Source organism: Promicromonospora sp. NPDC060271 (assembly GCF_042726755.1).
GTDB lineage: Bacteria > Actinomycetota > Actinomycetes > Actinomycetales > Cellulomonadaceae > Promicromonospora.
This window is the reverse complement of the sequence record NZ_JBHXBG010000008.1, coordinates 51715-64043: the sequence shown is the minus strand read 5'-3', so window position 1 is coordinate 64043 and position 12329 is coordinate 51715. Positions and strand designations below refer to the sequence as shown.

At 68.2% G+C, this 12329-nt stretch carries 5 protein-coding genes; 2 read left to right on the top strand and 3 right to left on the bottom strand.

Annotated elements, in window-relative coordinates; genetic code table 11:
* Both ACFWE2_RS02690 and ACFWE2_RS02685 read right to left on the bottom strand, forming a co-directional pair.
* A partial coding sequence (locus ACFWE2_RS02690; protein ID WP_377222662.1) for a SpvB/TcaC N-terminal domain-containing protein occupies positions 1-4082 on the bottom strand: 4082 nt, incomplete at its 3' end.
* A 59-nt stretch (positions 4083-4141) separates the two neighbouring features.
* On the bottom strand, positions 4142-7414 hold the full coding sequence (locus tag ACFWE2_RS02685; RefSeq protein ID WP_377222661.1) for a hypothetical protein: 3273 nt from the start codon (positions 7412-7414) through the stop codon (positions 4142-4144).
* Between the two features lie 262 nt (positions 7415-7676).
* Here ACFWE2_RS02685 and ACFWE2_RS02680 point away from each other — a divergent pair, with 262 nt between their 5' ends.
* Entirely contained in the window at positions 7677-9425 is a 1749-nt protein-coding gene (locus ACFWE2_RS02680; protein ID WP_377222660.1) for a MucR family transcriptional regulator, read from the top strand.
* A 241-nt stretch (positions 9426-9666) separates the two neighbouring features.
* On the opposite strand, the gene ACFWE2_RS02675 is transcribed toward ACFWE2_RS02680, so the two are convergent.
* A complete protein-coding gene (locus ACFWE2_RS02675) occupies positions 9667-10290 on the bottom strand; it encodes a TetR family transcriptional regulator (protein ID WP_377222659.1) in 624 nt (207 codons plus the stop codon).
* A gap of 142 nt (positions 10291-10432) precedes the next feature.
* On the opposite strand from ACFWE2_RS02675, the gene ACFWE2_RS02670 reads away from it, so the two are divergent.
* Complete coding sequence (locus tag ACFWE2_RS02670) at positions 10433-12325, top strand: RICIN domain-containing protein (protein ID WP_377222658.1); 1893 nt, start codon at positions 10433-10435, stop codon at positions 12323-12325.
* The last annotated feature ends 4 nt before the right edge of the window (positions 12326-12329 follow it).

Here is a 12329-nt window from a genome sequence, read left to right as displayed (position 1 = left end):
TCGTCCATGTGACCGTCCGCACGGTCGCACGACCGGGTGGGCGGTTTTTTGTGCCCCCCCCGCGGGGTGGTCCGCCCCCCCCCGTCCGTCCCCGTGGGGGTCGCGGGCCCGCCGTCCGGCGCCACGACCGTCGTGTACGGCGCGTCATATCGCGTGACCGTCCGCGACTGCTCGTTGAGGTGGTTGTCCTCCAGGCCGGTGTAGAAGATCTGGTCGATCACACGGCCGGCGCCGTCGTAGGAGTACACCGTGGCCGACGGCGCGACCAGTGTGGGCTTGACCGGCGTGTTCGACACGACGCCGGTGGCGTACTGGGTGCCGGACTCCTTCCACACGCGTCCAGCGGTGTCGTAGAAGACCTGCGTGATCCGGCGCCCGCGCTCAGCAGCGCTGTCCTGCCGGGCCTCACCGGTGTCAAGCACCTCGTCCTGGGTCTGGAACACGCGCATCAGACCGTCGTAGAGCTCTGCTGTGGCGTGCTGGACCGGCTTGTTCTCGCTGTCTGCACCGAGGGTGCGGGTCAGCACGACGTTGAGGCCGTTCGTCCGGGTCGTGTACTCGTACTCCACCGAGGGCTTGCTCAGGCCTGCGTGCTCCGGGTAGGTGACGGTCCGCATCCGGCCGAGAGTGTCGTACGTCCCGTTGGTCGACTGCCCATTGGCGTCCTTGCTCGATGTCATGAGACCGGTGACCTTGTTGAACGTCACCGAGGAGGACATCCGCTCCTTCGCGCCGCTGCCGTCCGGATCCGGCGTCGTCGTGGTAACCGTCGTGGGAATCACCGCTGACGCGGGCGTGTATGCCGTGGTGGTCTCGGCACCGGTGACGTCCTTGACACTGGTCACGCGTCCGTAGGCGTCGTAGTCCATCGTCTGGGTCGTGACGTACCCCGCGCCCTCACCGTCGCCGATCGCGGCGGTGGCCCGATCCAGCTCAGGGTCGAGGCCGCGCACCGAGATCGCCTGTCCGGCAGCGTTATAGGTGGTGACCTGGTCGCTGATCACATCGGCTGGCCGAGAGACGACGCCATCCGTGACCTTCGCACAGGACGTCGCATACGTCTGGGCGCGCGAGACCAGTCCGATCATGTTCGCCTCGACCAGTGCCTCACTGCGGGCGTAGGCGATGTGCGTGCACGTGTCATCAGTGGCGGTGGCAGCGTCCCCGAGGTCCTCGGCCCGGATCACCTGGCCCTTCTCGTCCGTCGACGTGGCGGACCGGGTACGGATGGCGACGTCGCCCGCCGCGTTCATCTCGTATCCAAGGGCCGTAGACCCGGCCTGCCGGGTCACCTCCGTCGTGCCGTCGGTGCCCTTTGCCGCGACCACGGGAGCCTTGGGCACAGTTACGGTCCGGGACACGGCGCCGGCGTCGGGGCCGCCGTTGTGCGTGATCTGCTCGACCGCCGTCCCGGCGTGCGCCTCGTGATCCGTCACCGTCGTGCGGTACCCGGTGGGCCCAACCTCGAAGTCACCACCGGTGGTGAGGCCACGCAGGTAGCGCGTGGTCGTCGACGACGCCTCCGAACCCTCACCCTCCGTAGTCACCACAGTGCGGTAACCGCGGAACTCGGACCAGGTGACCTCGTCCTTCTTGGTCAGCGGCCCGGTGGGCTTGACCCACTTGGCCCCGTCCGAATAGGTGTAGTACGTGGTGAGCTCGCCCGAGCCCGTCACGATCTCGTCCTTCCCCGAGATCGTGGCGCCATTCTGCGTAACCATGTCCACCACGTACTTGTGGAACCAGTCCATGGGAAGGTTGTCGCCCCGCCAGTCGACCGGGAAGCACAGCCGGTCGTTGTCCGGTATCCCATCCTTCGTGGGTACATTGCCCGGGCCACACTCGGTGCGGTAGCGCGGACTGATCAACGCACCCGACTCGGTGCGGACACCGATCATCCTCGGCCGGTACATCGGCGGCAGGCCGTCCGAATCGGAGTCGATTCGGTTGGGCTTCATCTCCCGGGCGAACTCCACCGCGTTGTTCGACAGGTCGTCCGACATCGCCGTCGTACCGCCGTGGCCGGTATGCCGGATCGAGCTGAGCCACATCACCTTGGCTGAGCCGTCCCCCAGCGACCCGTCTCCCGGAGAGACAAACGACTGGTTCAGCTTCCACGAGTCCACGGGCTTGTAAGCGCTGCCGTCGAGTACCCGGGTCACCACCCGGTCGAGCCGGTACAGCGTGTAGAACGACGGCGAGATCGCGTCCACCCCGCACCTGCTCGCCGAGCTGTAGCAGAGCAGGTCACCTGGCACGTCCGGCCAGGCGGCCAGATTCTGCTTCACCCGGCCGGCGTCACAGTTCACGCCCGAGCCCGGAACGCAGCGGCTGGCGTACTCCAGGTCAACGCGAACCGGTGCGGTACCCGACTCGGCACCCGACCGGGTACCGTACAGGATCCTCGACAGGAACCCACCCGCCGTGTACGCCGCGGCACCGTCGTCCAGGTTGTACGTGTACTTGCGCGTCTCCTTCGAGTACACGTAGGTCAGGGTGCCGCCGGTCGGCTCCTCGACGTGGTCGAGCATCCAGCGGTAGGTCTGGGTCGTTCGCGACGCAGCGAACCCGCCGTCCGACGGCGCCTCGTACCCCGGCTCGCCGGAGTGGTTGCCGTACACCGGCATCGTCCAAGAACTGCCCGTGGCTAGCCCGTCCGAGGCTCGCTCGCCACGCCCGAACGTGTACTTCGCACCTTCGGCCGTGGTGACCAGCCAGTACTCGCCCTCGTCGTCGCCGTTGTCGGCTCCGGTCTTGCGCTCGACCCTGGTGCCGTCGACCCGCTTCGGCATCCAGCCGGAAGCGGTCTTGACCAGGTCGACCGCCGACCCGTTCAGCACCATCGTCGCGTTGTCCTCACCGACGCACATGTCGCCGGTAATGTGGTCGGCGTTGTTCGCCACCTTGCCGTCGACCGCGTCTTGATCGTCCGCACAAGGAACGAACGTGCGCTCGATGTACGACTCGGTCAGGGACCAACCCTCACCCACCACGCTGGTCTGGTTGTTCGTCGAGGCCACCCGCCCGTCCGACGCAGCGGAGTTGTAGGAGAGGTCCAACTGCGGGCCGGGCCCGGTCACCTGGGGCATCTTCAGCGGGTAAGACCACGTGAAGGCACCCGTGTTGCCACCCACGCCCCACGACGCGGCCGGTGCGAGCGACGTCGCTCCCCAGTCGCCACCACCGCCGGAGGTGGATGCCATCATCATCAACGTGGTCGGCTGGTCGCCGGCCAGGTCGACGGGAGCTGACACCGTCTCGGCGTTCGCGTCGTTGACCGCGCCCTGCACCGGCGTCGTCGTGCAGTCCGAAGGCTCGGAGGTGTCGCAGTCGGAGACCTCGACCAGGGTCAACCGCGACGCCCAGTCACCGCCAGGCGTCTCCCCGCTCTCGGCGAGGTTCGCGGCCAGGTCGGCGTAAGAGACCTCGACGTCGACCGACTCGGGTGCCTCGGGCGTCGATGCCGGCTCGATCTGCACCAGGACACCTGGCGCACCAGCCTCGGGGGCGATCGTCTCCGCTGCGACGTCGATCGTGCCTTCGTCCTGACCCTTACGAGGAGCGACGGTCACGGCGACGCCGTCGTCCGTCACCACCTCCTGGGGGCCGTCGCCCAGATCGACCGTAGACGCCTCGGTCGCGGCTTCGTCGCCGGCGGGCTCGGCGAACGATCGCAACGCGGTCGCCGTCGTACCCGCCGTCTCCGCGGGCACGTCCTCGGTCGGCTCGGTCGCTCCTTCTCCCCCCGGGGCGTCCGCCACGGGAGGAGAGCTTGCCTCCGGCAGGACCATCTCGGGGGCCTCGGACGGGCCGGGCACGGGCTCCCATGCCTGGGCCGTCAGGTCCTCGGCCGTGACCTGCTCCTCGTCGTCGACCGCCCCCTCGACCTTGTCGAAGTTGTCCGCGCGCGCCTCCAGGCTGTCGACCTCTGCGTCAGCAGCGGTCTCCAGCGCGACGATCCGACCGACCGCCGGCGCGGCAGTGGCCGGGTCGGCACCCAGCAGCACCACCAGCATCCCGGCGACCAGGCTCACGCCTGCCGCCGTCCATCGCGAACGTGCTCCGCCGCCGTACCCGCTCATGCCCGTCCTCACCGAAGTCCGCCCACTGGTCCCGTGCCTGAAGCTGCCGTGCCTGCTGCTCACTGCTCGGCCTCGTTCTCACCTGAGTCGTCACCCCAGGTCGGGTCGACATCGTCCACGCCATTGCCGCCCACGTACGAGGAAGCTTCGGCGCCCTGGCACAGGCGGCGGATCTTCGCCTGGGCGAGGACCTCGCCACGGAACACGCGGACATTGTCGACATGCCCGGTCCAGTAGTTGGACGCCGCGCCACCGATGAACCCACGCCCGACGACGAACCGTCCGGGCGTCTGCGGGAGGTTCGCCGTCATGCTCGCCTCGGTAAGGATCGGCTCTCCGACAGCGGGGTTATTCGGAGTGCCCGCGTCACACACGTACAGCCGGAGCTTGCCCGCAGGCTTGTCGTACTCGCCCAGCAGGTGCACCCACTGCCCGAACTTCACCGGCACCGACGACAGCGCGTAGGTCGTGGTGTTCGATCCCACCTCACGGTTGACGCCGAACGTCCAGCACGCGCCGTCGGCGGTCGGGCACGAGGTAGGCCGGTACCCCAGCCGAATTCCGTTGTACAACGGCCCCTCCTGCGACAAAGCCGTGTACCAGCCGGTGCGATCCGTGTCCGGATCGAGCTTCACGTGCGCGGAGACCACGAACGACGTACCGGTGTCCACCACCGGCGCATCCGTCCATGCGATCTTGCCCACCCGAGTCCTCAGGGCAGAGTCCCCGTCACGCGCGCCGAACTCCTGATGCGGGCCCGGTTCGAACGTGGAGTCAGCCGAGAAGCTCAACTGACCAGCAGAGAGGTACTCGTCACGGTCCGCGTCGAACACGGCCGTGTCCTGGCCAGGATCTTCAGGGTCATCGAAGGTCCACACCCCGTCCTCACGAGCGGTGGCGACGTCGAACTCGTACTCGGTCTCCGACGTCAGGCCCGCCTTGTCCCAGATCTTCACGTACAAGAACTTGGGTCCCGTACCACCAGGCGTGGGGCAGGCGATCACTGTCCGTGTGGAGTCCAACGTGATCGGTGGATCCTGGGGTGTGCGCGTCGCGTACCCCCACAAGAGCTTCGTCGAGTCCGTCGACGGCGCGTAGATCTCGAAACAGCCGGTCAGACCCACACCGCCGCGTTCCTTGCCTTCCTCGTAGAAGGCCTCGGCGTCGGGATGGTCACGCAGCGGGGTGATCCTCGCCTCGGCAGGCGCGGAGATGTCGATCCGGAAGTAGCACGCCGGTGTGTCCGCGTACCCGACCATGCGTCCGCTCGAGTCCTTGATCTGCGCACGCCACCGGTATGAGCCACCGCTTTCGAGCTCCTCACCCGTGGGCACGCGCATCGTGAACCGGACGCCACTGGTCCCGGGAGACTGCCACGGCCGCCAGTCGGACTCCCACACACGCTCGTTGTTCGAGTTCTTGACCACGACGAACTGGACGCTCACCTGCTGCTTGTCCGGGTCCTTGCCCACGACAGACAGGGACGGCCGCAGCGAGCGCGATGTCTTGGGCGAGGAGGCACTTGTGCTGCACCCGATGTTCGCACCGTCGATGATCGTCTGGTAGTTGAACGGAGAGTCCGGCGGACGGTTGTACTCGACCGAGAACCGAGCGTCGTAGCGCAGCTTCTTCCACGTGTCCATGTCGGCCGCCGCCTCGCCACGCAGGCCGAGGTGGATCCCCGACCAGCCGTTCGTCGCCATCAGCTTGCCGACCTCGGTCGCGTTCCACTCGGTCGAGTGCGGACCACCGCACGCCGAGGAGTAGTAGGCATCGCTCGCGTTGCTGATGTGGTACGAGGAATCCCACGTGCCGGCATGGTTCGACCAGTTCGTCGACGAGTTGATGCCGGGCGTCCGGTACAGATACATCGTCGTCTTGGTGCAGCTGTACGAGTGCGTGCCATGGACCCGGAACGAGGCACTGACGACATCGGTGGAAGAGAGGCCACCCACAAAGGACAGACCACTGAACTGCCAGACCAGGCGCTGGAAGCCCGATCGCAGGCACACCAGGTCGAGGTTGACGTTGCAGTACCCCATCCCGGACGAATCGGGGAACTTCCAGCCCCCCGTGCTCGTCGGCCACGCCTGCTTCAGCGACGTCCACGCGCTGCGGCTGCCGGACACCGCCGGGTCGACGAAGACCGGGTAGCTCCCGCTCGGGTCGGTGACCATGTCCTCGTCAGCCCGGATGACCGCGCTGCGACCGTCCTCCGCGATGACCGTATCCAACGCAACCGCACGACCATCAGCCTGTGCGACCTCGATTGAGGCCACCTCGGCGCTGTCCATGCTTGCCGCACCGTCCACCGCCGCCGTCCGCGATGCCGACGCAGAACCCGCCTCGGCGGATGCGGCAACCGAGTCCCACTGCCAGCCGGGCGCGCCCGTGAACGTCAGTGCCCCGGCAGGATCGACCGCGTAGAACCCCTCGGCAGGCTCCTCCTCGACACCAGCCTCAGAAGCCGGTTCGGCGAGCGACTTCGCGGAAGGAGCAGAGTCCTGCGAGACGCCGGCCGCGTCGCCACCCTCACCGGTCGGGTCCTCCCAGGCACCGTCGGGAGTCCCGTCAGCCGGTACCGGGTCAGGTGCCATGCCCTCGATCTCGGGCTGCTGGTCCGTGAGCTCGAGTCCACCAGAGACGTCGACGACGAAGCCAAGACCCTCGTCACCCGCAGCCGCGACCAGCGCCTCACCCGCGGCCGCATCAGCGATCCGAAGAACGGGCGTGTAGCCGGTGGCATCAGGGTGGATCGTCAGCACCAGGTCAGCGCCGTCGATCTCCTCACCACCCGAGACCCGCACCGGATAGGTAACGATCGACGCATCAGTCACATCGATCTCTGGTGCGCCCAGGCCCAGCCCGTCCGGCAAGCCCATCGACAGCGCGAGACTGTCCGCCCGCATCGTCATGAACGGGCCACCATCACTGGCCTCGCCGGTCAGGTCCATGTCATAAACCGGCGCGGCCACCTGCGGCACCCCGGACCCATCCAGGCTCACCGTCGCGTCCGTGGCCTCCCAGTCGCCGGAAAGGTCGGTGCGCACGGCTCCCGAGGACGCATCGGCGCGGATGGTCTGCCGCGGTGTGGCCCAGAAGGTGTCGTAGACCGTGCGCAGTGCCTCGATCTCGATGTCCTTGCCGCACGCCTCGGCCAGCGCGAAGGCCTCCGGCTCGAAACGAGCCGAGGACACCGAACAGTCAGTCACGACCTCGCTCTGAGCGCGGATGTTTTCGACAGCGAGTGTCCCTCCCGCCGCCAACGCGATCGCAACTACCCCAGCAACCAGATCGCTGCCACCGGCACCAAGCCGCACCACCATCGCCACGCCTTCCCCTCACGGACGCAGCACCGGATAGCACCGCAAAACAGACCGGCAAGAACATAAGGCGTAGCCAGGGGCAACCATGACCAAAACGAGCAGTACAGCGGGTGATTCTCCAAAAATCACCCGCGCAGCACCCGAGCCCTGTGCCGTTGGCCGAACTGTCAAGCCCCACGGTTCTGGTGTTGTTGCATGGGACCGGTGCGAGCGGCACGGGCGATAGTTACGCTGCCCACTCACGAATGGAGCAGAAGGGCGGGGCGTAGTGCGGGTGCCTCGGGCGCAGGACAAGGTGCAGTGCGCAGAGTGCGGCAGGTGGTTCGTCTCGGTCGCGAACCATGTGCTGGGAGCGCACGGCATGACGGCCAACGAGTACCGGGCAGCGCATGACCTGTTGAGGTCGACACCTCTGATAGGCAGGGACCTGCAGAAGTGGCGCAAGGAGATCGGCGCCCGGCGTATGCGCGACCTTGACCAACGCGCCATGCTGCTGTCGGTGGGGTTTCGTGCCCGTCCGGAAGACACCAGACAGCCGCGAGACCCGCAGACGACACAGCGCGTAGGCCGCTCACACATGGAGCGCTCAGCCCAGTGGTGGCGCGAGCGGCTTGCCATCATCGGATGCGAGACGCTGGACGACGCGGCCTCCTGGGCCGCCATGCGCAACGTCGGCTGGAACGAGGTCGCCGCAGCGATCGGTGTCAGCCCGACACATCTGCGGGCGACCGCCAAGAAGCAGGGCGTTCATGCCTGCCGACGTGTCACGCCCCATCAGGAGCGGATGCTGGACCTGGCCGGACAGTACGTTGCGGAGCACGGGCCGCTGTGGTGGATCCCTGAACAGCGCGACCTCGGACGCTGGATATCGGTTCAGCGCCAGACCCTGGCAAGCGGCCGGCCACGATCAGCAGTGCACGATCGACTGGACGAGATCGACCCTGCCTGGCATCTGCGCCGCGGCGAACGCGAATTGGTCTGCACGCACGAGGACTGCGAGTCCGTCGCCGTCACACGGAGCCTGTGCCAGCGACACTCCGAGCAGTTCTTCCGTTCGCAGCGACGCGCCACGCAGAACGCGAATGTCGACCTGGTGACCTGCCGAGAGTGCGGCGCGGTGTTCCGCACCCTCAAAGCGCACCTACGACAGGTGCATCACATGACCAGCCAGGAGTACCAGGCCAAACACGCAGTCGGCCCAGCCGCCGTGGACTCCCCCGCGGCCGCCGATCGGGCCGCCAGGACCACACAGATGTGGGCGGAACGACTCGAGCATGCTGGCTGGACCACTTGGCAGGAAGCCGCACACTGGGCCGTCACCAACGACGTCGGCTGGCCCGAGGTCGGTGCACAGATGGACGCGTCCTGGCGGATGGCCCAAGCCCAGGCGCGCTCAGAAGGGATCACGATCCCGCGACGCAAGCACGATGCGCGACACCACCGAGCGGACACCGCGATGCAGGGCGTAGCAGCCACGCTCGGTTTCGACGACCTGGTAGGCCTGCTCGAGCAGACACGCCATCTGAACGACGTCGAGTTCGGCAAACTCGTCTGCCTCGATCAAAAACCCGCAGCCACGTTCCGTCGACGACACGGCATTCCCACACCCGGACGGTCCACGCCCCAGCGCAAGGAACAGGTCAAGGCGTCCGCGGCCGCTCGATGGCAAACCCGGCTCCAGACCGCGGGCTGGACAACATGGGCCGACGCGATCGCCTGGGCGATCGAACACAACACCACCTGGGACGACGTCGCAACCCACCTGGGCGTCTCGCCCGCACTGCTGCGCAAGTGGATCGCCAAGCACGACGACATCCCGAAGCTGCCCCGCAAGCTCACCGCAGCCGAAATCGAGCTACTAAATCTCGCCCGTGCGCTGCACGCCGAGACCGGCACGTTGGAACCAGCCCACCCCGAACGACTCGAATCCTGGCTCGCTCGACAGCGCCGTCGCCGCGACGAAGGCGTCACGACGCGCGCAATGATCGAACTATCGAGGATCGACCCCGACTGGTAGGGCTGAACGAGCGCCCACCATAGAACAGGTGTGAATCCGATTTCTCGTGCCTCATCGAGGAAGAGCACACCCCTATGCCAATCTCTCGTGACCCGATCGAGACTCTGGCGCAGCGAGTCCCACATCCAGCCGGCCACTCCGCCTCCGTGCAGGAGCAGCACGGGCGGCCCATCCTCCGGACCGGACGTGTTCACGAGCATGGACTCATCCTTCCATCGCCGTCAGGCGGCACAGCCCCCGGTCAGCGCAGCTCAGCCGACGGCAACTCCCTGCCGATGAGCCGGGAGATCGCCACCTCAGTAGCCTCGGCCATGTCGACCGATCCAGGTTCGAGGAGCCACTGGAGCTGCAACCCGTCCATCGTCGCGACGATCACCCGGGCCGTCGTCCCGGCATCGACGTCGACGTCGACCTCGCCCAGCCTCTGCGCCTCGTCGAGCGCCTCGACGACCAGGGCATGCAGCCCTTGGTACCGGTCCCGGAACCACTCCTGCGCGGGATGCCGGGCGGTCACGCTCTCCGCCGCGAGCACGGTGTAGAGCCGCACGATCCCCTCACGCTCGGCGTTGCGCCGCGTGGTCTCGACCAGGTGCCGCAGGAACGCCAGCCCGCGGGGGCGCTCGTCGCCGAGCTCCTCGATGTCGGTCGAGTCGCGCAGGTCCAGCACCCCGGTGAGCAGGCCGGCCTTCGACGAGAAGTAGTGCAACACGCCGGCCTGGGTCAGCCCCACCCGGTCGGCGATCTCGGCCAGCGAGGCGCTCTGGTAGCCACGTTCCGCGAACGTCTCCATGGCGATGCGCAGGATCTCCGCCCGGCGCTCCACGGGAGGACGCCGCACCCTGGTTCGCCCGCCTTCTCGTGTCATCCGAGCGAGTCTACGGACCCGCACGCGCCGGTCCGCACGACCCTCCGGAAGGTCTACGCCGCACTGCGGAAATCCATACCTACCGAACACTCGGTAGGTAGGAGTAGGCTCACCGCACAATCCACCCATCGAGGGAGTCGCAATGACGCGCACCACCCGCACCGGGTCCGTCCGGACGGCGCTCGCCACACTCGGCCTCCTGGCCGTCGGCGCCGCCGGCATCGGCCCAGCGGCAGCCCCGGCCGCCGCCGCACCGACCACCGCACACGTCTGGGTCACGACCGCCGACGGCAGCCGCAAGCTCGCCGACGGCGGCACGCTCAACTTCGACACCGGCCCGCAGGCGCTCGACATCCGCGTGAACCCTGGCCAGGTCGCCCAGCGGTTCACCGGCGCCGGCGCCTCGGTCACCGAGGCCTCCGCCTCGCTCATCAGCGGCCTGCCCGCGGGTACCCGCGACAGCCTGATGCGGTCGCTGTTCTCCCGTGCGGGCGACGGCATCGGCCTGAACTACCTGCGCCAGCCGCTCGGCAGCACGGACTTCAACTCGGGCAGCTTCTACACCTACGAGGACACGCCCGGGCAGTTCAGCATCGCCCGCGACCAGCAGCAGATCCTGCCCCTGCTGCGCCAGGCCCTGTCGATCAACCCCGGTATCCGGTTCATGGGCAGCCCCTGGTCGCCGCCCGCCTGGATGAAGACGGGCGGCTCGCTGAACGGCGGCAGCCTGCGCGCCGAGAACTACGACGAGTACGCCGACTACCTGGTCCGGGCCATCCAGGCGTACGCGCAGCAGGGTGTGACGCTCAGCGACCTCACGGTGGCGAACGAGCCGCTCTTCGCCACGAGCTACCCCTCGATGAGCATGTCCGCGGCCGAGCAGGCCCAGTTCTTCCGGGTGCTCGACGCCCGGCTGACCAGCGCCGGCCTGGGCACGCAGCTCTTCGCCTACGACCACAACTGGGACCGGCCGGACTACCCGCTGGAGGTGTTCAACGGCACCCAGGGCATCTCCCGCGTCGTCGGCGCCGCCTTCCACTGCTACGGCGGCTCCCCCGAGGCCCAGGCCCAGGTCGTGGCGGCGGGCAAGCGCGTCTACTTCACCGAGTGCTCGGGCACGGACAGCGACAACGCGGCGAACACGTTCGGGGACACGCTCGTCTGGCACGCGGAGAACCTCGTGGTGCGCAACATGCGCAACGGCGGCGAGACGACGATCAACTGGAACCTCGCGCTCAACCAGAGCGGCGGCCCGCACCAGGGGCACTGCGGCACGCGCTGCAACGGCGTCGTCGAGATCGCCGGGGGCACGGTCACCCGCAACGCAGAGTTCTACGTGCTGGGGCACCTCAGCAAGTTCATCGACGCCGGCGCCCGGCGCATCGGCTCGACCAGCGAGGGCTCCGGCGGCCTGCAGAACGTCGTCTACCAGAACCCGGACGGCACCCGCGTCGCCTACGTCGTGAACGCGTCGTCCGGCAGCCGCACCTTCTCGATCACCGACGAGGGCCGCTCGCTGACCCACACCCTGCCGGGCCGGGCGGTCGCCACGTACACCTGGGACCCGCGGTCGACCACGACACCGACCGACCCGGACCCGGCGTCCTGGTACCAGGTCGCGCCGTCCGCGAGCGGCAAGTGCCTCGACGCCGCCGGCTGGGGCACCACCGACGGCACCGCCCTGCAGCAGTGGGCCTGCGGCGACGCCGCACCGGCGAACCAGCGCTGGCGCTTCACCCCCACCACGGGCGGCTACTACCAGGTGACCAACCAGCACGCCGGCAAGGTCTGGGACGTCGACGGCGGCCCGGGGGCCGTCGCCAACGGGGCCGCGGTGCACCTGTGGTCCTACGTGGGCGGCACCAACCAGCAGTGGCGGCCGACGGCGACCGGTGGCGGCCTCACGTTCACGGCCCGGCACAGCGGCTCGTGCCTGACGCTCGGCCCCGCGACCGGGGCCGACGGCACACGGCTGACCCAGCAGCCCTGCACGGGTGCGGCCACGCAGGTCTTCCGGCTCACCAAGGTCGGCTGAGCCC

Excerpts from the sequence above, each read along its gene's own strand:
- ACFWE2_RS02675 (WP_377222659.1), bottom strand. The coding sequence starts at position 10,290 with ATGACACGAGAAGGCGGGCGAACCAGGGTGCGGCGTCCTCCCGTGGAG.
- ACFWE2_RS02670 (WP_377222658.1), top strand. The coding sequence starts at position 10,433 with ATGACGCGCACCACCCGCACCGGGTCCGTCCGGACGGCGCTCGCCACA.